The 19,736-nt window shown below is 66.1% G+C and carries 23 protein-coding genes and 1 pseudogene; 6 read left to right on the top strand and 18 right to left on the bottom strand.

What is annotated here, in order from left to right:
- Positions 1 to 110: 110 nt before the first annotated feature.
- The 10 genes from rapZ to HLH45_RS19090 form a co-directional block, all read right to left on the bottom strand.
- The gene (gene rapZ, locus HLH45_RS19135) at positions 111 to 983 is read right to left on the bottom strand and encodes an RNase adapter RapZ (protein WP_008572674.1); all 873 of its coding nucleotides are present in this window, start codon (positions 981 to 983) and stop codon (positions 111 to 113) included.
- On the bottom strand, positions 980 to 1,930 hold the full coding sequence (hprK, locus tag HLH45_RS19130) for an HPr(Ser) kinase/phosphatase (protein WP_003487845.1): 951 nt from the start codon (positions 1,928 to 1,930) through the stop codon (positions 980 to 982). The genes rapZ and hprK overlap by 4 nt, the downstream gene beginning before the upstream one ends.
- The gene (locus HLH45_RS19125) at positions 1,927 to 2,385 is read right to left on the bottom strand and encodes a PTS sugar transporter subunit IIA (protein WP_008572672.1); all 459 of its coding nucleotides are present in this window, start codon (positions 2,383 to 2,385) and stop codon (positions 1,927 to 1,929) included. The genes hprK and HLH45_RS19125 overlap by 4 nt, the downstream gene beginning before the upstream one ends.
- A 21-nt stretch (positions 2,386 to 2,406) precedes the next feature.
- A complete protein-coding gene (gene hpf, locus HLH45_RS19120; protein ID WP_005913379.1) occupies positions 2,407 to 2,724 on the bottom strand; it encodes a ribosome hibernation-promoting factor, HPF/YfiA family in 318 nt (105 codons plus the stop codon).
- Positions 2,725 to 2,811: 87 nt separating this feature from the next.
- A complete protein-coding gene (locus HLH45_RS19115) occupies positions 2,812 to 4,251 on the bottom strand; it encodes an RNA polymerase factor sigma-54 (RefSeq protein WP_008572669.1) in 1,440 nt (479 codons plus the stop codon).
- A gap of 40 nt (positions 4,252 to 4,291) precedes the next feature.
- Positions 4,292 to 5,011 carry an LPS export ABC transporter ATP-binding protein gene (gene lptB, locus HLH45_RS19110; RefSeq protein ID WP_008572666.1) on the bottom strand — a complete coding sequence of 240 codons (720 nt, stop codon included), beginning with the start codon at positions 5,009 to 5,011 and terminating at the stop codon, positions 4,292 to 4,294.
- A complete protein-coding gene (lptA, locus tag HLH45_RS19105; RefSeq protein ID WP_014090696.1) occupies positions 5,011 to 5,571 on the bottom strand; it encodes a lipopolysaccharide transport periplasmic protein LptA in 561 nt (186 codons plus the stop codon). Before lptA ends, lptB begins: the two co-directional genes overlap by 1 nt.
- Complete coding sequence (gene lptC, locus HLH45_RS19100) at positions 5,549 to 6,124, bottom strand: LPS export ABC transporter periplasmic protein LptC (RefSeq protein ID WP_008572662.1); 576 nt, start codon at positions 6,122 to 6,124, stop codon at positions 5,549 to 5,551. Before lptC ends, lptA begins: the two co-directional genes overlap by 23 nt.
- A complete protein-coding gene (locus HLH45_RS19095; protein ID WP_008572659.1) occupies positions 6,121 to 6,669 on the bottom strand; it encodes a KdsC family phosphatase in 549 nt (182 codons plus the stop codon). Before HLH45_RS19095 ends, lptC begins: the two co-directional genes overlap by 4 nt.
- A 48-nt stretch (positions 6,670 to 6,717) precedes the next feature.
- Positions 6,718 to 7,719, bottom strand: a complete 1,002-nt coding sequence (locus HLH45_RS19090; protein ID WP_008572656.1) for a KpsF/GutQ family sugar-phosphate isomerase — start codon at positions 7,717 to 7,719, stop codon at positions 6,718 to 6,720.
- A gap of 53 nt (positions 7,720 to 7,772) precedes the next feature.
- Between HLH45_RS19090 and HLH45_RS19085 the strand changes: the two genes are divergently transcribed.
- From HLH45_RS19085 to HLH45_RS19075, 3 genes are all read left to right on the top strand, one after another.
- Positions 7,773 to 8,000: a BolA family protein gene (locus HLH45_RS19085; protein WP_014090695.1), complete on the top strand. Its 228-nt coding sequence runs from the start codon at positions 7,773 to 7,775 to the stop codon at positions 7,998 to 8,000.
- Positions 8,001 to 8,241: 241 nt separating this feature from the next.
- Complete coding sequence (murA, locus tag HLH45_RS19080; RefSeq protein WP_008572653.1) at positions 8,242 to 9,516, top strand: UDP-N-acetylglucosamine 1-carboxyvinyltransferase; 1,275 nt, start codon at positions 8,242 to 8,244, stop codon at positions 9,514 to 9,516.
- Complete coding sequence (locus tag HLH45_RS19075; RefSeq protein WP_008572651.1) at positions 9,513 to 9,836, top strand: hypothetical protein; 324 nt, start codon at positions 9,513 to 9,515, stop codon at positions 9,834 to 9,836. The genes murA and HLH45_RS19075 overlap by 4 nt, the downstream gene beginning before the upstream one ends.
- A gap of 562 nt (positions 9,837 to 10,398) precedes the next feature.
- Here HLH45_RS19075 and HLH45_RS19070 read toward each other — a convergent pair.
- The 5 genes from HLH45_RS19070 to purM form a co-directional block, all read right to left on the bottom strand.
- Complete coding sequence (locus HLH45_RS19070) at positions 10,399 to 11,082, bottom strand: DUF3108 domain-containing protein (RefSeq protein WP_008572650.1); 684 nt, start codon at positions 11,080 to 11,082, stop codon at positions 10,399 to 10,401.
- 3 nt (positions 11,083 to 11,085) lie between these two features.
- Positions 11,086 to 11,913 carry a DUF3108 domain-containing protein gene (locus HLH45_RS19065; RefSeq protein WP_008572646.1) on the bottom strand — a complete coding sequence of 276 codons (828 nt, stop codon included), beginning with the start codon at positions 11,911 to 11,913 and terminating at the stop codon, positions 11,086 to 11,088.
- A gap of 66 nt (positions 11,914 to 11,979) precedes the next feature.
- Positions 11,980 to 12,648, bottom strand: coding sequence for a phosphoribosylglycinamide formyltransferase (gene purN, locus HLH45_RS19060; RefSeq protein WP_008572644.1), 669 nt, complete (start codon positions 12,646 to 12,648; stop codon positions 11,980 to 11,982).
- Positions 12,649 to 12,671: 23 nt separating this feature from the next.
- On the bottom strand, positions 12,672 to 13,136 hold the full coding sequence (locus HLH45_RS19055) for a hypothetical protein (RefSeq protein WP_008572642.1): 465 nt from the start codon (positions 13,134 to 13,136) through the stop codon (positions 12,672 to 12,674).
- Between the two features lie 12 nt (positions 13,137 to 13,148).
- Entirely contained in the window at positions 13,149 to 14,282 is a 1,134-nt protein-coding gene (purM, locus tag HLH45_RS19050; protein ID WP_029819912.1) for a phosphoribosylformylglycinamidine cyclo-ligase, read from the bottom strand.
- A gap of 22 nt (positions 14,283 to 14,304) precedes the next feature.
- On the opposite strand from purM, the gene HLH45_RS19045 reads away from it, so the two are divergent.
- Genes HLH45_RS19045 through hda form a run of 3 tightly spaced genes read left to right on the top strand, consistent with a single transcriptional unit; the run spans position 14,305 to position 17,284 of the window.
- Positions 14,305 to 15,417, top strand: a complete 1,113-nt coding sequence (locus HLH45_RS19045) for a DUF2066 domain-containing protein (protein ID WP_029819911.1) — start codon at positions 14,305 to 14,307, stop codon at positions 15,415 to 15,417.
- A complete protein-coding gene (locus tag HLH45_RS19040) occupies positions 15,414 to 16,580 on the top strand; it encodes an AI-2E family transporter (protein ID WP_008572638.1) in 1,167 nt (388 codons plus the stop codon). The genes HLH45_RS19045 and HLH45_RS19040 overlap by 4 nt, the downstream gene beginning before the upstream one ends.
- Positions 16,577 to 17,284: a DnaA regulatory inactivator Hda gene (hda, locus tag HLH45_RS19035; RefSeq protein ID WP_008572635.1), complete on the top strand. Its 708-nt coding sequence runs from the start codon at positions 16,577 to 16,579 to the stop codon at positions 17,282 to 17,284. Before HLH45_RS19040 ends, hda begins: the two co-directional genes overlap by 4 nt.
- Positions 17,285 to 17,375: 91 nt before the next feature.
- On the opposite strand, the gene murU is transcribed toward hda, so the two are convergent.
- The 3 genes and pseudogenes from murU to HLH45_RS19020 form a co-directional block, all read right to left on the bottom strand.
- Positions 17,376 to 18,089: an N-acetylmuramate alpha-1-phosphate uridylyltransferase MurU gene (gene murU, locus HLH45_RS19030; protein WP_008572633.1), complete on the bottom strand. Its 714-nt coding sequence runs from the start codon at positions 18,087 to 18,089 to the stop codon at positions 17,376 to 17,378.
- Positions 18,086 to 19,105 (bottom strand): annotated as a pseudogene (locus tag HLH45_RS19025) (aminoglycoside phosphotransferase family protein). The gene murU and the pseudogene HLH45_RS19025 overlap by 4 nt, the downstream one beginning before the upstream one ends.
- 57 nt (positions 19,106 to 19,162) lie before the next feature.
- A complete protein-coding gene (locus HLH45_RS19020; protein ID WP_005913344.1) occupies positions 19,163 to 19,435 on the bottom strand; it encodes a GlsB/YeaQ/YmgE family stress response membrane protein in 273 nt (90 codons plus the stop codon).
- Positions 19,436 to 19,736: the final 301 nt, after the last annotated feature.

Raw genomic sequence — 19,736 nt, 5'->3', positions numbered from 1 at the left:
CACTCCAACCTAAGAATAAGGCCAGCGAGCGTGTCGCCCTCAACGTAGGTACAGCACGCTCACCTCGCGGATGCCGCTGCAACGATTCCCGAATCCCGAATCCCAGCCCCTCAGTCCTGCTCGCGATGAAACGTTGCCACTTCCGGCCAGCCCTGTTCGCGCGCATGGCGGGCCATGCGCTCGGCCATGTAGACCGAGCGGTGTTTGCCGCCCGTGCAACCGAAGGCGATGGTCACGTAGCTGCGGGTGTCGTTTCGCAGTCGCGGCAGCCAGGTATCGAGCAGGTCCACGATCTGCGCGCTGTAGCGCTGCACGTCCGCCTCGTTGTCCAGATAGTCGCGCACGCCGGCATCGCGGCCGGTGAGTGGGCGCAGTTCCGGATCCCAATGCGGATTGGGCAGCACGCGCGCGTCGAACACGAAGTCGGCTTCGGCCGGCACGCCGCGCTTGTAGGCAAACGATTCGAACAGCAGCGACAGCCGGTCATGGGAACCAAGCGCGAACTCGGTGACCACGCGGCGGCGCAATTGATGCACGTTGAGCGTACTGGTGTCGATGACGGCATCGGCCTGCGTACGCAACGGTTCGGTCAACTGGCGCTCGCGGGTGATCGCTTCCGGCAATGCCAGGCCGAGATGGCTGAGCGGGTGGCGGCGGCGGGTATCGGCATACCGCTTGATCAACGCCTCGTCGCTGGCCTCGAAAAACAGCAATCGCGCTTCGATGCCGTATTCCTGCGCGGCCTGGCGCCACTGCGCCAGCTGGGTCAGGTCGCTGCGGCTGCGCACATCGATGCCCACCGCCAGGCGCTGGTCGCCGATCGGGTTGCCACGCAGACGGCTTTTGACGAAGTCCGGCAGCAGCTCGACCGGCAGATTGTCCGAGCAGTAGTAGTCCAGGTCTTCGAAGGTCTTCAACGCGACCGATTTGCCCGAGCCGGACAGCCCGCTCACGATCATCAGCGTGGAGGGCGCGACACTCATGGCGTACGTCGCTCCAGCAGGTTGCTGTGGCGAGCGATGAACATCGCTGCCGGGTCGATGCCTTTGGTGCGCAGGATGTGCAGCCGGGTCGCCGCTTCGGTCAGCACGGCCAGATTGCGGCCGGGCATCACCGGCAGGGTGATCAGCGGCACGTCCAGGTCCAGCACATGGCGGCTGCCCGAATCGCCGGTCAGACGCTCGTAGCCGGACGGCGTGGGCTCGGTCATCGGCCGGGTCAGGTGCACGATCAGGCGCAGGTACTTGTTCTTCTTCACCGCGGTGTCGCCGAACATGTCGCGCACGTTCAAGACGCCCAGGCCGCGTACTTCCAGCAAATCCTGGAGCAGTTCGGGGCAGGTGCCGTCGAGCACATCGGGCGCGATCTGGGTGAACTCGGGCGCATCGTCGGCCACCAATCGGTGGCCGCGGCTGAGCAGTTCCAGCGCCAGTTCGCTCTTGCCCGAGCCGGCTTCGCCGGTGATCAGCACGCCGATCGAGTAGATCTCCATGAACACGCCATGCAGCGTGACCCGCGGCGCCAACGTGCGTGCCAGATGGTAGGAGAGATGGTTGAGCAGCTCGTGGCCGCGCTTGGACGAGATCCACAGCGGCGTATTGGATTCGTCCGCCGCCGCACGCAGATCTTCCGGGCATGACTGGTTCTTGCTGATCGCCAGCGCCAGCGGTTGCACCTGGATGATCTTTTCGATGGTTTCCCAGCGCTGCCGCGCATCCAGCGAGTCCAGCCAGGCCAGTTCCTCGGTGCCCAGGATCTGCACCTTGTTGGGATAGATCACATTGAGGTAGCCAGCCAGCGACGGGCGCCGTGCGTTGTTGCTGCCGGCCTGGATCTCGCGGTGCTCGCCCTTGGGGCCGGCGACCCAGCGCAGGGCCAGCTTGTCGCGCTGCTGGTCGAACAGTTCGCGTGCGGTGATGCTGGTATTCATGCCGCGCTCGCCTGCGCGGGCGGCACGTCGGCGAGCAGCGCCATCAGGGCATCGGCGTTGGGTGCGGCGCGCAAGTTCCGACGGAAGTCGGCATCGGAAAACCGTTCGGCCAGCTCGGACAGCAGCATCAGGTGCTGGTGGGTGTAGTGCGCCGGCACGGCCATGGCGAAGACCAGGTCCACCGGCTCGTCCCCACCGAAGGACACCGGCGTGTCCAGCCGCAGCAAGGCCCCGCGTGGCTCGGTGAGGTTGGGGCAGCGCCCATGCGGAATGGCGATGCCATGGCCGATGGCGGTACTGCCCAGGGCCTCGCGCTCGCACAGGTTGGCGTAGAGCTCGTCGGCGCCGGCCTGACGACAGGAGAGCAGGTCGGCGGCGGCATGCAGGACGGTGTCGCGATCGGCGGCCGGCGACACCACGGTGCGCACGGCCGCCATCAGATCGGTTAAGGGCATGAGGGCATCAAGCGGGAAGCGTCATGCGGGATTGTCGCGCACCTCGCGGGCGTGGTGGTTACATTTCTTCTCTTTGTGCTTGAGCACCAGGCGGTCGAGCTTGTCGACCAGCAGGTCGATGGCCGCATACATGGTGGAGCCGCTGGCATCTGCGTGCAGGGTGCGACCGGGAAGGTTGACGGTGGCGACCACGTGGTGGTCCGGCTTGCGGACGGCCAGCTGCGTTCGGACTTCGCAGTGCTGGTCGAAATGGCGCTGCAGTCGCTGCAGCTTGCTTGCCACGTACTCCCTCAGGGCGGGGGTCACTTCAAGCTGGTGGCCATACGTCTCGATACGCATCGGATACCTCCATTGGTCGGTGGGCCAATGAACCGTTCCGGTGATCCGACAAGCCCGGCGCATGCCGGCGTTGCGGTGGTTGCAACGTCAGGCGATGCGCACGCGTTCGTGGGAGGCGGAAATGTTCATGGCCTCACGATACTTCGCAACGGTGCGCCGCGCCACTGGTACGCCGGATGTTTTCAGCAGATCGGCCAGCTTGGCGTCGGAGAGCGGTTTGCGCGGGTTTTCCGCATCGATCAGGCGCCGGATCATGGCCTGGATGGCGGTGCTGGAGGCCTCGCCGCCGCTGTCGGTGTCGATGCCGGAGGCGAAGAACGAACGCAGCGCGATGGTGCCGCGCGGGGTGCGCACGTATTTGCGGGCGATCGCGCGGGAAATGGTGGATTCGTGCAGCCCGAGCTCGCCCGCGATCTCGCGCAGCGTCAACGGGCGCAAGGCCTGCGCACCGAACTCCAGGAACCCGGCCTGGTGTTCCAGCAGGCAGCGCACCACCCGCAACAGGGTCTCGCCGCGCGCCTCCAGGCTCTTGAGCAGCCAGCGCGCCTCCTGCAACTGGCCACGCAGATAGCCGGCATCGGATTCGCCGCAGCTGCGGATCAGGTTTTCGTAGCCGCGGTGGATGGTGACCTTGGGCTGCGCGCGGCCGGCCAGTGCGGCCCGCCAGACCCCGCGCTGGCGCCAGATCACGCAGTCCGGCACGACATAGGTGTCCTGCGACAGGTCGCCGATCTGTTTGCCCGGGCGCGGGTCCAGCGAACGCACCAGCTGCACCGCCTGTTCCACGTCGGCAGTGGAACGCTTGAGCTCGTGCGCCAGCCCGGCCACACCGCTGCGCGGCAGCCGTTCCAGCGGGCCGGCAACGATCTGCAGCGCCAGCTCGCGGCCGGGGGTGTCCGCATCGAGCACCCCCAGCTGCAGCGCCAGGCATTCGCCCAGCGTGCGCGCGCCCACGCCCACCGGGTCGAAGCGCTGGATCTGATGCAGGACGGTGAGCACGTCGGCCTCGTCGACCGCGGCGCCCAGCGACAGGGTCTCGAGAATGGCCGACAGCGGTTCGCGCAGGTAGCCGTCTTCGTCGAGCGCGTCGATCAGCATCGCGCCGATCTGGCGGTCGCGCGGCGACAGCGGTGATAGATGCAGCTGCCACAAGAGGTGGTCGGCCAGTGTTTCGGATTCGGCCACGCGCTCTGCCGCATCGCCGGACTCGTCGTCGTCGAAGCTGCCGCCGCTGCCCGAGCCGGTCCACTGCAGTTCGTCCTGCGACCAATCCTCGTCGCGCTCGGCAGGCGCGACTTCTTCGCGCTGGGGGTGTTCGGTGGACGCGGACGGCGAGGAGTCCACCGCGATGTCGCTGGCCGCATGCGCAGCTTCGTCGGCCCATTCCAGCAGCGGATTGGTTTCCACTGCCTCGGCGATTTCCACTTCCAGCTCGGTGGTGGACATCTGCAATAGCTTGATCGCCTGACGCAATTGCGGCGTCATGACCAACTGCTGTCCTAGCGATGTCTGGAGCCGGGCTTTCATGCGGGCACTGACTGGAAAAAGCGTTGGCGCGGCGACGCGCTCAAAGGCGGAAAGTTTCCCCCAGATACACGCGACGGACGTCGGGATTGGCTAGCAACGTGTCTGGTGCCCCCTGCGCCAGCACGCCTCCCTCGGCGAGGATATACGCGCGGTCGCAGATTCCCAAGGTTTCGCGCACGTTGTGATCAGTGATCAGCACACCGATGCCGCGCTCCTTGAGGTGGATGATGATGCGCTGGATCTCGCCGACCGAAATCGGGTCCACGCCGGCGAAGGGTTCGTCCAGCAGCATCATGCGCGGCTTGGCCGCCAGCGCGCGTGCGATCTCGCAACGGCGCCGCTCGCCGCCGGAGAGGCTGGCGCCGAGCTGATCGGCCACATGGGTGATCTGCAGTTCTTCCAGCAGCGAGACCAGTTCCTTCTCTCGGCCGGCGTTGTCCAGTTCCTCGCGCAGCTCCAGCACCAGGCGGATGTTGTCGGCCACGGTGAGCTTGCGGAAGATCGAGGGCTCCTGCGGCAGGTAGCCGACGCCCAGCTTGGCGCGTGCGTACATCGGTTCGGCAGTGAGGTCGCGGCCATCCAATTCGATACGGCCGGCATCGGCTTCGACCAGGCCCACGATCATGTAGAAGCAGGTGGTCTTGCCGGCGCCGTTGGGGCCGAGCAGGCCCACCACCTCGCCGGCCTCCAGCGTGAGGCCGAACTCCTTGACCACTTCGCGTTGCTTGTACTTCTTGCGCAGACCGGTGGCGACCAGCATTACTTCTTCCCCTGCGGCTTGGCAGCGGGCTTGGCGGCCGGTGTCTGAGCGGGCGTTGCCGCGGCAGGCGCCGGGGTCTTCGGCTGGATGATGGTGCGCACGCGGCTGCCATCGCCGCCGCTCTGCATGTTGCCGGTCTTGGTGTTGTAGACCATGCGCTGGCCGGCGTTGGTGCCCTTGGGCGAATCCACCTTGTAATTGCCGGTCAGGATGATGATCTCATCGGCGACCTTGTATTCGATGTTATCGGCCTGGCCGTGCATCATGGCGCCGTCGTCCATCTCCTGCTTGAGCGTGGCCTGCTTGCCGTTGAGCACCACGCGATCGGTCTGGCCGTTCTTCTGGAAGATATCGGCGGTGTCGGCGTGGATTTCCAGCGTGCCCTGCGTGATCACCACATTGCCGCTGAAACGGCACTTGCCGCTGTCGTCGAGCATGTTGCAATCGTTGGCATTGGAGTCGATCGCCATCGGCTGGTTGCGATCGCTGGTCTTGGCCATTGCCAACGCAGGCAGCAGCAGTGCGGCAAACGCCAGTTTAGCGGGCAGCATTCGGTTCATAGCGGGTCTTGACCTGAGAGAGGAGCTTGTACTGGCGTGATTTGAGGTCGGCTTCGAAGCCGACGCCGCTCTGCATGATACCCGGGCGGGTCATGGTCACTGGCGCGTCGGTCTTGGCAATATTCTGTTGCGGGAACACGTCCAGGCTTTGGGTGCGGAACGTGGTGGGCGGCGTGGCGCCGCCGGTCGGGCTGTCGCCCTCGACATCGCCGCGCAGGCGCAGCTGGGTGCCGTCCGGATTGACCCAGCCGGTCTTGGCGCGCAGGGTCCACGGCAGATTGGCGTTGTCGGGCATCAGGAACACCGGCGTGGTGATGTCAGCGGTCTGGTCGGCCCGGTTGCGATGCATCTCCGGCGCGCGCAGCGTCATCGACTCCTTGCCGCTCTGCTTGTCCAGGGCAATCAGCTCGAAGTCGCGCAGGATGTAGTCGGCGCCGGACTCCTGCACGGCCGCGGCGGCTGGACGCGCGCGCTGCTTCCAGGCCGACCAGCCGGAAATCACGGCGGCGACGAACAGCACCACGCCCAGGGTGGTGCGCCAGTTCCAATTCATGCCGAGAACCCTTCGATGATGCGTTCGACCTGGCCTTGTGCGGCCAGCACCACATCGCAGACTTCGCGCGCGGCGCCTTCGCCGCCACGGGCGCGGGTCTGCCACTGCACGCGCTCGGCAATCCATGGATGCGCGTTGGCCGGCGCCACCGGCAGGCCGACCGCGAGCAGGGCGGGCAGGTCGGGGAGGTCATCGCCCATGAACAGCACCTGGTCCAGCGAGAGGCCGTGCTCCTGGCACAGCGCCAGCACTGCCAGGCGCTTGTTCTTCACCCCGATCTGCACATGCAGGCCCAGATCCTGGCCGCGCTTTTCCGCCGACAGGCTGGCGCGCGCGGTGATCAGTGCAACCTGGATGCCGGCGTGGTCGAGCTGCTTGAGACCCTGGCCGTCGAGCACGTTGAAGGCCTTGCTCTCGTTGCCGGCATGGTCGTAGTACAGGCGACCGTCGGTCAGGGTGCCGTCGACGTCGAAACAGGCCAGGCGGACGCGCGCGGCGCGCTCGATCAGCTCGGCGGGAAGGTGCTGCAAAGGGGAATAGGGCATCGGCACGAATCGGTGAGAACGGGGTCCGGCGGTTGAAAACTGAACCTGTTAAACCACCTTGGCGCGCAACAGGTCGTGAATGTTCAATGCGCCCACCGCGCGGTGCTGCGCATCGACCACGATCAGGCCGTTGATCTTGTAGTCCTCCATCAGCCGCGCGGCCTCGGCGGCCAGCTGGTCGGCGCCGATGGTGCGCGGGTTGCGCGTCATCACCTGCGCGATGCCGGCGCTGCGCACGTCGATGTCGCTGTCCAGCGCGCGGCGCAGGTCGCCGTCGGTGAACAGGCCGATCAGACGGTCGTCGGCGTCCACCACGGCAGTCATGCCCAGCCGCTTGCGGCTCATTTCCATCAACGCCTCGCTCAGGCTGGCGTCTTCGCGCACACGCGGCAGGTCCTCGCCGGCGTGCATCACATCGGTAATGTGCAGCAGCAGGCGCCGTCCCAGGCTGCCGGCAGGATGCGAGCGCGCGAAGTCGTCGGCGGTGAAGCCGCGCGCATCCAGCAGCGCGACTGCCAGCGCATCGCCCATCGCCAACGAGGCGGTGGTGCTGGAGGTGGGGGCCAGATGCAGCGGGCAGGCTTCGGCCGACACGCTGACGTCCAGGTGCACGTCGGCGGCCTGGGCCAGGGTGGAACCGGTGCGGCCGGTCATGGCGATGATCGGGTTGCCCTGGCGCTTGAGCACCGGCAGCAGCATGCGCACCTCGTCCGATTCCCCGGAGTACGACAGCGCCAGCACGATGTCGGCCTCGGTGATCATGCCCAGGTCGCCGTGTCCGGCTTCGCCCGGGTGCACGAAGAATGCCGGCGTGCCGGTCGAGGCGAGGGTGGCGGCGATCTTGCGCGCCACATGGCCGGACTTGCCCATGCCGGTGGCGACCACCCGTCCGCGCGAGGCCAGCACCAGCCGGCAGGCCGCGGCGAACTCGCTGCCGATGCGTGCGCCCACGCTGGCCAGCGCCTCGCGCTCGATCTGCAGCACGCGCTGGCCGCTGGCGACCAGGCTGGCGTCGCTGACGGTGGCGGAGGGCAGGGGCGAGACAGCCATGCAGGACTCGGGTGAAGAGTAGAATGTGCGCTCATTTTATGAGGAAACGCCCCTTGGACGCCGAAACCATCCGTAAACTCATCGAATCCGGCTTGCCCGAAGCCCGCGTCGACGTGCACGGCGACGACGGCGTGCACTTCGAGGCCACCGTGGTCAGCCCTGCATTTGTCGGCAAGCCACCACTGGCGCGGCACCGCATGGTCTATGCGACCCTGGGCGAGCTGATGGGCGGAGCGATCCACGCGCTGCAGCTGAAGACGCTGACGCCCGAAGAAGGCTGAACGCAGCTGCCGAGCGGGCTGGGCCGGAGCGGTGCGCAGCACGGGGTCGGGAAGCAGGATGCACCTGCATCGCCTCGGCTGGCGTCGTCCACGCCCACGCAATGATTGCGTCCAGCGCGTCCCGGTCCCCATCCGGCGCGGCTCGATCCCCCGGTTCCACCGCGCGCCGCGTGCACCACGATCGATACGCGCCTTATTTCATTCCCGACATCCCTTCTACTTTCGGATTTCTCAGATTCCCATGGCAAAAATCGTAGTGACCGGCGGCCAAGCGCTGCATGGCGAAGTCAATATTTCCGGCGCCAAGAACGCAGTGCTGCCGATCCTGTGCGCCACCCTGCTGGCCGACGCGCCGGTGGAAATCAGCAATGTGCCGCACCTGCACGACGTGATCACCACGGTGAAGCTGCTCAGCGAGCTGGGCGCGGAGGTCACCATCGACGAAGGCACGCTGGCCAAGGGCCGTTCGATCCTGGTCGACCCGCGCTCGGTCACCCATCAGGTTGCGCCGTATGAGCTGGTCAAGACCATGCGTGCCTCGATCCTGGTGTTGGGCCCACTGCTGGCGCGCTACGGCACTGCCGAAGTGTCGCTGCCCGGCGGTTGCGCGATCGGTTCGCGCCCGGTGGACCAGCACATCAAGGGCCTGCAGGCACTGGGTGCCGACATCAGCGTGGAAAATGGCTACATCAAGGCCACCAGCCACGGGCGCCTGAAGGGCGCGCGCTATGTGTTCGATATGGTCAGCGTCACCGGCACCGAGAACGTGCTGATGGCCGCGGTGCTCGCCGAAGGCACCACGGTGCTGGAAAACGCGGCGATGGAGCCGGAAGTCACCGACCTGGCCGACTGTCTGATCGCACTCGGTGCGCAGATTGAAGGCGCCGGCACGCCGCGCCTCGTGGTGCAGGGCGTCGAGCGGCTGGGCGGCGGGCACCATGCGGTGCTGCCGGACCGCATCGAAACCGGCACCTTCCTGGTCGCCGCGGCGATGACCGGCGGCAGCGTCACCGTCCGCCGCGCGCGCCCGGAAACGCTGGATGCAGTGCTGGACAAGCTGACCGAGGCCGGCGCCACCATCACCACCACCGCCGACAGCATCACGCTGGACATGCAGGGCAAGCGTCCGCGCGCAGTCAGCCTGACCACCGCGCCGTACCCTGCGTTTCCCACCGACATGCAGGCGCAATTCATGGCGCTCAACTGCGTGGCCGACGGGGTGGGCGTGATCAACGAAACCATCTTCGAAAACCGCTTCATGCACGTCAACGAGCTGCTGCGCCTGGGCGCGGATATCCAGGTCGAAGGCCACACCGCCATCGTGCGCGGTGCCGAACGCCTGAGCGGCGCGCCAGTGATGGCGACCGACCTGCGCGCATCGGCATCCTTGATCCTGGCAGGCCTGGTCGCCGATGGCGACACCACCATCGATCGCATCTACCACCTGGACCGTGGCTACGAAAACATCGAGGAGAAGCTGGGGGCGCTGGGCGCGACCATCCAGCGCACCGCATGATCCTGCACGGCCGTTTCACCACCCGGCGCAAGATCCTGCTCGGCGTGATCGTGCTGATCCTGGCGTGGCTGGCCTATGCCTGGAGCGTGGGCATGGCCATCACCCAGGGCATGGAGTTCAAGGACATGGACTGGAACAACGACGGCACTGCCAGCCGCGAAGAGATCGCACAATCGTTCTATGCAGTGGCGGTGAAGAAGACCGTTGAAGGCAAGCGCCATTGCGACCTGTTCTACTGGCGTAGCACCGGCGAGCAGATCCGCGTGGACTGCCGCACGGTGTTCTCCAGCGGCGATGACAAGGCCGCGGCCAAGCCCTGAGAGGTCGCAGCTCGGCCTGGCTCCGATCGGTGCATGAAGAGCGGCTGAGCTGAGGCTTGGCTGCAGGGTCCTCGCCTGCCCACCATCGCGGGACACGCCGCAAGTACGTCCGTGTAGGCTCTTATGCGGCATCCATGCCGCATAAGGTCCCGCGACGGTAGGCGGGCAAGGACCAGTCACGATGGTCGGGGTGCGCAGTCTCAACCAAACAACACTCAGCGCGCTGGCGTGGCGTCTTGGTTCTTCAATCGAGGCGCACGCAAGAGGTTTGAGGAGGTGTCCTCACCGTGCCTTCAACCGGCCGTTGCTGCTCTCGCTTTCAACAGAGCAGCCCGCGAACTGCCTGGTGCGGTGTCCTCGCCGCTTGCGGGACGTGTGGCGGCATGGATGCCGCCACCGAGCCTCCACGGACGGATTCACGGCGTGTCCCGCGAGCGGTGAGGGCATCGCGCACTCGGTTCACCACGCTTCAGAATGGCTATTGGCGGGTTGCCCGCTCAATAGTGCCTCCCAGCAGCGCACCGCAGCGCATTCCTGGGCACGCTCGATCAGGCACAAACGCTCAGCGCAGCGACTTGATGGTCAGATCCAGCGCGTCCTGGCCTTTTTCCTTCTGCAGCAGGCGAGCCGGTACCGGCAGATCTTTGACCACCCACGCAATCAATTCCTTGTCGCCGTCCACGCGCGAGACCTTGGTGGCCTGCTCCTGCTTGCCGTTGACGGTGATGGTTTCCTTGCCGACCACCTTATAGCTCATCGGCTTGATGCGGCCTTCGTCCACCATGCGGTAGTTCAGTGGTTTGCCGGCGGCCAGATCGCGCGTGATGGCCAGGTTGATCAACAGCGCGTCCATGTCGCCGGGCTGCAGTTTCACCGGCCCGCGGCGGTCCGGCTTGATGTCGCCGCCCCAGGTCGCCTGACTGGTCTTCCAGTCGTAGTTGGCGGTGACATTACGGCGCTTGACCATCATCGATGAGGTGTCGTTGCTGCTGACCGGGCGCAGTTGGCCATTTGCTTCTTCGAACACCGTGCTCTGGGTCAGGTTGGCCAGCTGGTTCTGGATGGTCAGCGTATAGCGCCACTGGTTGGCGCCGGCAGCGGCCAGGGTCATGGTGCCATTGGCTTGCATGCCCATATAGTTGGCCGAGTAGTCGGCCTGGAATGGCTGCATGGCCAAGGCAGGCAGACTGGCCAAGGCCAATGCGGCGGCGGCAACGATGGCGCTGGGACGGGGGAGGGTTTTCATCGATCAGGCTCCTTGGTATTCGACCAGGCGTAGATCGACCTGATCCTCACCTTTGTCACGTTGGAGGATGCGCACCGGGGTGGGGACCCCGTTGGCGATCCAGAGGATGGTTTCGTTGTCGCCACCGTTGACGCGGTACACGCGCAACGCGTCGTAGCTCAGATCGCCCACCTGCACCACCTCGGTGGCGTCGGCTGCGCGGTAGTCGTATTTGCGCACCTTGCCTACGTCGACATAGCGATAGCTGAGGTTGCGCCCGGGTTGCGCGTCGCGCATCAGCGACAGGTTCAGCGACAACGCGCTTTGGTCGCCGTGCTGCAAGGGGATCGGCTGCTGGCGATCTTCCTTCAGATCACCGTTCCACTGCGCTGTGCCGGCCTGCCAGTTGTAGACGCCGGTGACCTTCTTGCCGAAGAACACTGCCTTGCGCACCGTGCTCTGGCTTAGCGGCACATATGTGTCGCCGTCCACGCGGAACACCGTGCTCTGCTCCAGGTTCAGGCCCAGGATGCTGGCGAAGCCCTTGCGGCCACGCACCGACATGTCGATGCGCCACTGGCTACCCTCGCCGTGGCTGACCTGCATGGTGGCATCGCCTGCTTCCTTGCCACGGTAGAACGCCTGGTAGGTCGCCACGAACGGTTCCAGTGGCGGCGGTGTCCAGGTGCTGGCGGGCAGGGCTGCGGGCGGTGTCGGCGCGGCGCCTGGAGTTGTGACCGGAACGGGCGCCGCTGGCACAGGCGCGGCGGGCGCCTGCTGCGCACGGCCGGGGCCGGCCTCGGTCAGCAAGGCGACAGTTAACAGCGCGGCGGCGATCGGGATGACGTTCATGCGCTGGTGGCGGGCACGGAGGCCGCAAGGATGTCCGAGACGGGATGAGGGGGATGTCTTCCGCATTCAGGCGAGTGCGGTGTTTGCGGACTCTAGTCGCAGTGGCGTAAACAGGCACTGACCGTCGATAAGCACGGTGTCGCCGTGCACCGCGACGCGGCCACTGGCAAGCAGCTCCAGCGTGGCCAGGAGCAGCGGGTGCTCGCGCGCCAGCACCCGCGTGGCCAGTTGTTCGGCACTGTCGCCGGGCAGGACCGGCACGCGTGCCTGCGCGATCACCGCGCCGGCATCCAGCTCCGGCACCACCAGATGCACGCTGGCACCATGCTCTGCATCGCCGGCTTCCAGCGCGCGCGCGTGCGTGTGCAGGCCGCGGTATTTGGGTAGCAGCGAGGGGTGGATGTTGAGCATGCGCCCGGCGAAACGGCGCACCAACGGCTCACCCAGGATGCGCATATAGCCGGCGCAGATCACCCAGTCCGGCTGCGTGGCGGCGATGGCATCGCCCAGCGCGGCATCGAAGGCGGCGCGGTCGGCGAAATCGCGCGGGCTGGCGCTCCAGCGACGCGCCGGCTCGACTTTCTGCAAGGCCGGCGCCTGCGGGCGATCGGAAAATACGCCGACCACCTCGGCATGCAGGCGTCCGGTGGCGATCGCATCCAGGATGGCCTGCAGGTTGCTGCCGCGGCCGGAGGCCAGCACGGCCAGGCGCAATGGGGCCTCAGGTGCGGGCATTGGAGAGTAGGCTCACAAACGTTTCAAACCGCAGCGTTGTCGGCACCGAACAGAGCCTTCACCTGCGGACGCAGCAGCACCACCAGCGTAAACACACCGACGACGGTGCCGAACGGCATGAACGAGCAGGAGATGCCGGCCACGATCAGGCACAACAGATGCCGCCTGCGCTGGGCGATGCAACGGCCGGTATAGGCGATGAACCCTGCTAGCGTCAGGCCGCAGCAGATGAACGCTGCCGCGAACACCACGAAAAACCAGCCGAACCAGCGCGGGTCCATTGGCGGCGCGTCCGGGCTGGTGCTCTCCATGGGCAGATGGCCAGTCACGATGGCAAGGCCCATGAACAGATGGATCAACGGAAACAACGAAAACAACCCGGTGATGCCGGCCAGCACGTAGTGGAAGATCGACAGCAGCTTGAGCTGCTGCAGATCTTCAGCGCTGGCAGTGACAGCAATAGGGGCGGCGATCGGGGACGCGTCCATGCAGGTCTTCTCTCAGCCGATCCGCACGCGCTCGTCGCCATGCGCCGGCACCACCTGGCCGATGCGCCAGTGCGCCAGCGACTGCGCATCCAGCGCCTGCTCCAGCGTGGCGGCCTGCTCGGGCGAGGCGATCAGCACGAAGCCGATGCCGCAGTTGAAGGTGCGCCACATTTCGGCATCGGCCACCGCGCCTTCGCGCTGCAGCCAGGCAAAGACCGGCGGCAGCGTCCAGGCGGTGGCGTCGATGTCCAGACCCAGCCCGTCCGGAACGACGCGGATGATGTTCTCGGTCAACCCGCCGCCGGTAATATGCGCCATGGCGTGGATCGCCTCGCCATGCGCCTTGAGCAGGGCCAGCACCGGCTTGACGTATAGCGCGGTCGGCGCCATCAGCGCATCGATCAGCTTGGTGCCATCGTCCAGCACGTGTTCGGCCGGCGCACCGGCGCGCTCGTAGATCTTGCGGATCAGCGAATAGCCGTTGGAATGCGGGCCGGAGGAGGCGATGCCGATCAGCACGTCGCCGTCGCGCACCTGCGCGCCATCCAGTAGCTGCGATTTTTCCACCGCGCCCACGGTGAAACCGGCCAGGTCGTATTCGCCCGGCGGGTACATGTCGGGCATTTCGGCAGTTTCGCCGCCGATCAGCGCGCAACCGGAGAGCTCGCAGCCACGCGCGATGCCGCCCACCACCGCCGCGGCGGTGTCCACATCCAGCTTGCCGGTGGCGAAGTAATCCAGGAAGAACAGCGGCTCGGCGCCCTGCACCAGCACGTCGTTGACGCACATGCCGACCAGGTCGATGCCGATGGTGTCGTGTCGTCCCAATTGCTGAGCCAGCTTGAGCTTGGTGCCCACGCCGTCGGTGCCAGAGACCAGCACCGGCTCCTTGTACTTGCCGGACAGGTCGAACAGCGCGCCGAAGCCACCCAGGCCGCCCATGACCTCGGGCCGGAAGCTGCGCTTGACCAGCGGCTTGATGCGTTCGACCAATGCATTGCCGGCATCGATGTCGACCCCCGCGTCGCGGTAGGTCATGGGCGAGGGGCTGGAAGGCGTCTGGCTGGTCACGGGCGGGGGTGGCTCGGCGGTAAAGGCGGCGATTTTAGCAGCCACGTTGGCGCTAGCGCCCCATTCGGGCAACAATTCACCCGGATACGCTTATGTCATGGAACCGTCGATGCGCCGCAGTCTCGCTTTCTTTCTCGCCCTCGTGGTCGCCATGCCCGTCGCTCCGGCCTTTGCGCAAGCAGATCTGCGCACCGAAGGCGACGTTGCCAAGGCGCAAAGTGCCTACGACGCCGAAGTGCCGGTCAATAGCCAGAGCGAATCCGATCGCCCCGGCGCACTGGCACGTGCGCTCGGCGCCGTGCTGGGCAAGGTCTCCGGCGACCGTGCCGTGATGAGCCGCCCCGGCGTTCCGCAGGCGCTGCGCAATGCGCCCAACTACGTCGAACACTACGACTACCGGCAGGATCAGGGTACCTCGCGCACCGGCGCGCCGACCTTCCGCACCACCCTGGTGGCGCGCTTCCGGCAATCGGACGTGGATGGCTTGATCGCTGCGCTGGGCCTGCCGGTGTGGCCGTTGCCGCGTCCCAAGCCGGTGCTGTGGCTGGCCATCGACGACGGCAGCGGCCCGCGTCTGGTCGGGGTGGCCCAGGCCAATGCGGCTCGTAGCGTGCTGGACCGTGCCATCGAGCGCGGCTACCGCCTCGGTCTGCCGAGCGGCGCAGCCGCCGAGCAGGCGCTGGCCGGCGCGATCTGGCGCAAGGACACCGCTGCGGTGTCGCGCGCCTCGGCCAAGTACAGCCCACCGATGCAGTTGATCGGCAAGCTCTACCGCAACGCCGCCGGCTGGACTGCCGATTGGGTCTTCGTGGACAACGGCAATGTGCTGTCCAGCTGGACCAGCAGCGACGGCGATGCACGCCGCGCCATGGCGGCCGGCGCCGACGGCGCCGCCGATGCGTTGGTCAAGCGCTACGCCAAGCGGGTGGATTCGGGCGTGCCCGGTGTCTACCGCGTGGTGATCACCGGCATCAGCAGCGCCGACGACTACCTGCGCGTGTCGGCCGCGCTGCAGGGCGTCTCGGTGGTACGCAGCATCCGCCCGGTCAGCGCCAATGGCGACCGGATGGAACTGGACCTGGAATTGCTCACGGGTATTTCCGGCCTCAACCGTATGCTCGGCGACAACAGCCCGCTGGTCTCGGTCTCGGTACCGACCGAAGGCCCGATCATTCTCGAAAACGAGCACGCCGAGTACCGCCTGAAATGACTTTGACTCCCGAAGCCGAAATTGCCCTGTTCCTGCGTCGCCTCAAGTGGGCGGCGGTGATTGTCGGTGTGTTGTGGGTGGTCTCGCTGCTGGCGCCGATCCTGACCCCGTTCGTGCTGGCGCTGTTGCTGGCCTGGCTGGGCGACCCGCTGGTGGATCGCATCGAACGTGCCGGACGCTCGCGGAATGTCGCAGTGATGCTGGTCTTCGTGCTGGCGACATTGCTGTTCGTGCTGGCGCTGATGATCCTGGTGCCGATGATCGAGCGCCAGATCATGACCTTGATCGATGCGCTGCCGCAGATGCGCAACTGGGCGATCGGCACCGCCATTCCGTGGCTGGAGGCCAAGACCGGCATGCAGCTGATGGCCTGGCTGGATCCGGAGCGCTTGATCGACTGGATCCGCAGCCACTGGGAACAGGCCGGTGGCGCCGCCAAGACGCTTTTCGGCTACGTGTCGCGCTCGGGCTTTGCGATGGTGACCTGGGTGATCAACCTGGCGCTGCTGCCGATCCTGGCGTTCTACTTCCTGCGCGACTGGGATCGCCTGGTCGAACGCGTGGCTGCCGTCATCCCGCGCGCCTACATTGGTACCGTGAGTCGCCTGGCACAGGAATCCAACGACGTGCTCGGTGGCTTCATCCGTGGCCAGTTCCTGGTGATGCTGGCGCTGGGTGCGATCTACGCCACCGGTATGTCCATCATCGGGCTCAACCTGGGCCTGTTGATCGGCATCATCGCAGGCTTGATCAGCTTCATCCCGTACCTGGGCGCGACCACAGGCATCGTGCTGGCGCTACTGGCAGCCATCGTGCAGGCGCAAGGGCTGGATCTGAAATTGCTGGTTGGCGTGGGTGTCGTGTTCACGGTGGGCCAGCTGCTGGAAAGCTATGTGCTCACGCCGCGTATCGTCGGCGACAAGATCGGCCTGCACCCGGTGGCGGTGATCTTCGCGGTGATGGCCGGCGGCCAGTTGTTCGGCTTCCTCGGCATGTTGCTGGCATTGCCGGTCGCGGCAGTGGCCAACGTGCTGTTGCGCTATGCGCATGAGCAGTACACGCGCAGCGATCTGTATGCGGGCGAGCGCGCCGGCATCGTGCTGCAGTCCACGCCCGAGCGCAGCGTGATCATCGACCCCAGCAAGGACCCGGACCGGTCGTGAGTGTTCCGCAGTTGCCGCTGGCGTTGCGCGCGCCACCCGATCAGCGTTTCGACAGTTACATCGCCGCGCCCGACGGCCTGCTTGCGCAGTTGCAGGCGCTGGCTGCGGGGCATGTGAGCGATTGGTTGTATCTCTCCGGCCCCGCCGGCACCGGCAAGACGCATCTGGCGCTGTCGCTGTGCGCCGCCGCCGAGCAGGCCGGGCGCACTCCCGCGTATCTGCCGCTGCAGGCGGCCGCCGGCCGCTTGCGCGATGCGCTCGAAGCGCTGGAAGGCCGCGGCCTGGTCGCTCTGGATGGCGTGGAAAGCATCGCCGGCCGACGCGACGACGAAGTGGCGTTGTTCGATTTCCACAATCGCGCGCGCGCGGCCGGCATCACGCTGTTGTACACCGCGCGACAGATGCCCGATGGGCTGGCGTTGGTGTTGCCGGACCTGCGTTCGCGGCTGTCGCAATGCATTCGGATCGGGTTGCCCGTGCTCGACGATGCGGCACGCGGGGCAGTACTGCGCGACCGCGCGCAGCGTCGCGGCCTGGCGCTGGACGAAGCGGCGATCGACTGGCTGCTGACCCACAGCGAGCGCGAACTGGCGGGGCTGGTGGCCTTGCTGGATCGTCTGGATCGCGAATCGTTGGCCGCAAAACGCCGCATCACCGTGCCATTTCTGCGGCGTGTGGTAGCGGGGATGCCGGGACCCGGATAACGCAGAAGCGAAGCGGGTCGCGGTGCAGTTGTGCCGTGTGTTGGATACGCTGCGGTGGATCGGCGGCAGGTAATGCCCACGCCCTGGCGCGTCAGCTTTTCTCGGGTCCCGCCAGTTCCCCCTGCAGCGCGGCCAGCCGCTGCGGCGTGCCGACATCGGTCCAGCGTCCGGGGTGGTGGATGCCATCGATCAGGCCCTCCGCCATCTTTGCGCGCAGGATCGGCGCCAGCGCAAAGCGCGGCGCAGTACCAGTCTGTTCCGGCAACTGGCCAATGACCGATTGCCAATCGCGCAGCAGCGCTGGTCGATACATGCCAATGCCGGAATAGGTGAGCGTCGCGGGCAGATCTGCGCGCACCTTGCCATCCGCATCCAGCGCGAAGTCGGCGCGCGCTGCGTAGCTGGGGCGGTCGACCAGTACCAGCTGTGCAAGTCCTGCGGGTGCCTGCGGCAGACGGGAAAAATCGAAGTCCGTCCAGATGTCGCCGTTGATCAGCAAAAAGGGCGCATCGCCTAACAGCGGCAGCGCATGCAACATGCCGCCGCCGGTTTCCAGCGGCGTGGTCCCTTCGTAGGAATAGGTCAGCCGTAGACCGTACGCGCTGCCATCTCCCAACAGCTGCGGAAACTGCTCGGCCAGCCACGAGGTATTGATCACCGCCTCGTTCACGCCCAGCGCCGCCAACTTGCGCAGATGCCACACGATCAACGGCGCACCACCGACGGACAGCAGTGGCTTGGGCGTGTGCTCTGTCAGCGGGCGCATGCGCTCGCCGAATCCTGCCGCAAAGATCAGCGCCTTCATGCCGTGGCCTGCTGGGCACGCGCAGCCAGCGCGGGCTTGATCACCTCGTCAAGCAGGCCGATTAACGGCGCAAGCTCGGCGTAGCGCGGCAGTACTTCGTCCAGCTACGCCATGAAACGCGGCACATTGTCCAGATACCAATGCTTGCCATCGCGATGACTCAGGCGCGAGAAAATCCCCAGGTTTTTCAGGTGGCGCTGCACGCCCATCCAGTCCGCATCGCGCAGGAACTGCGCCGACGGCGGCACCGGTAATCCAGCCGCTGCGGCACGTGCGTGATAGTGCTGCAGCCAGCTGTCTACGCGAGCGATCGGCCAGCTCACCGAAGTGTCCTTGAACAGGCTGATCGGGTCGTAGGCAATCGGGCCGATCACGCAATCCTGGAAGTCCAGCACCGCCGGGCCATCGGGCACCGGCATCAGATTGCGCGGCATGAAATCGCGGTGGGTGAACACGCGCGGCTGGGCCAGCGCGTTGTCCATCAGACGGCGCTGCACCAATTGCAACTGCTCGGCATGGGCGCAGTCCAGCTGCACGCCCAGGTGGCGGCCTAAAAACCACTCTTCGAACAAGCCGGCATCGCGTTGGAGCAGCGCCTCGCCAAACACGCCACTATCGGCAGGTGGGGGAATTCTTTGCAGCAGCAGCAGCTGGGCAATCGCGCCATCCAGCAAGTCGTCGGCGTTGGCGTCGGTGAGCACCTGTGCCAGCGTCGGAACGCCCAGATCCTCTAGCAGTAAAAAGCCCGTTTCCAGATCCTGCGCAAGCACCTGAGGCACGCGTACCCCATGGGCGCCCAGAAGTGCATGCATGCGCAGCCAGGGCGCCACGTTTTCCAGCTGTGGCGGCGCATCCATCAAGATGCGATCCACGCCACGCCCGCGCGTGCGCCAGTAGCTGCGAAACCCCGCATCGACCGATGCGCGCTGCAGCGAGGCGTGTGGATCGTCGAGCGCTTGTTGTGCCCAATGCAGGCGAAGCGCATCGCGCGCAGGATCCGGATGAAGTGACGTCATGAAGAGAGAAGGCGTAGTGGAGTGATGGATAGACGCAGCAGAAACGCGTTGAAACGCTCAGCGCTTGCTGCCACTGAACAACCGCAACAACGCCAGGATGGCAATCGCGCCGAGCAGCGCGCCAAGGAAACCGGCCGGCTCGCCCGCGCGGTACCACCCCATGTAGCGGCCAAACCAGCTGGCGACCACGGCACCGGCAATGCCCAGCACGATCGTCAGCAGGCAGCCCAGACGTTGGGTACCCGGCGTAATGAAACGCGCCAGCAGCCCAACCACAAAACCGACCAGCAGAATGTAGAGCCAGCTGTCGCTACCAAACAGATGATTCATCGCAGCACCGAAGGTGGACGGGATCGGCAGACTAGCATTTCGGATGTCGCTGCCTCACGCAGCGAGCATTGGAGCGCGCGGGCCGATGCACTGCCTTCAGCATGACATGGTCATCGGCTCCTGCTACCAAGCGCTCATGGTTCGGGCAGTGACTCCCGGGAAGTTGTCTTCCTTCAGAAAGAAGCCGTCTTTCGATAAACAAACCCCTGCGGGAACCCTTGCCGACTTGGGTGTGCAAAGAACGCCAGTTCTGCGCTGGGCAATGCGCGCCAGGCACGTCCCGAAGAAGAGCAACCGATCT

The sequence above is a fragment of the Xanthomonas euvesicatoria genome, assembly GCF_013112235.1.
GTDB classification, from domain to species: Bacteria; Pseudomonadota; Gammaproteobacteria; order Xanthomonadales; family Xanthomonadaceae; genus Xanthomonas; species Xanthomonas euvesicatoria.
This window is presented reverse-complemented; position numbering and strand designations above follow the sequence as displayed.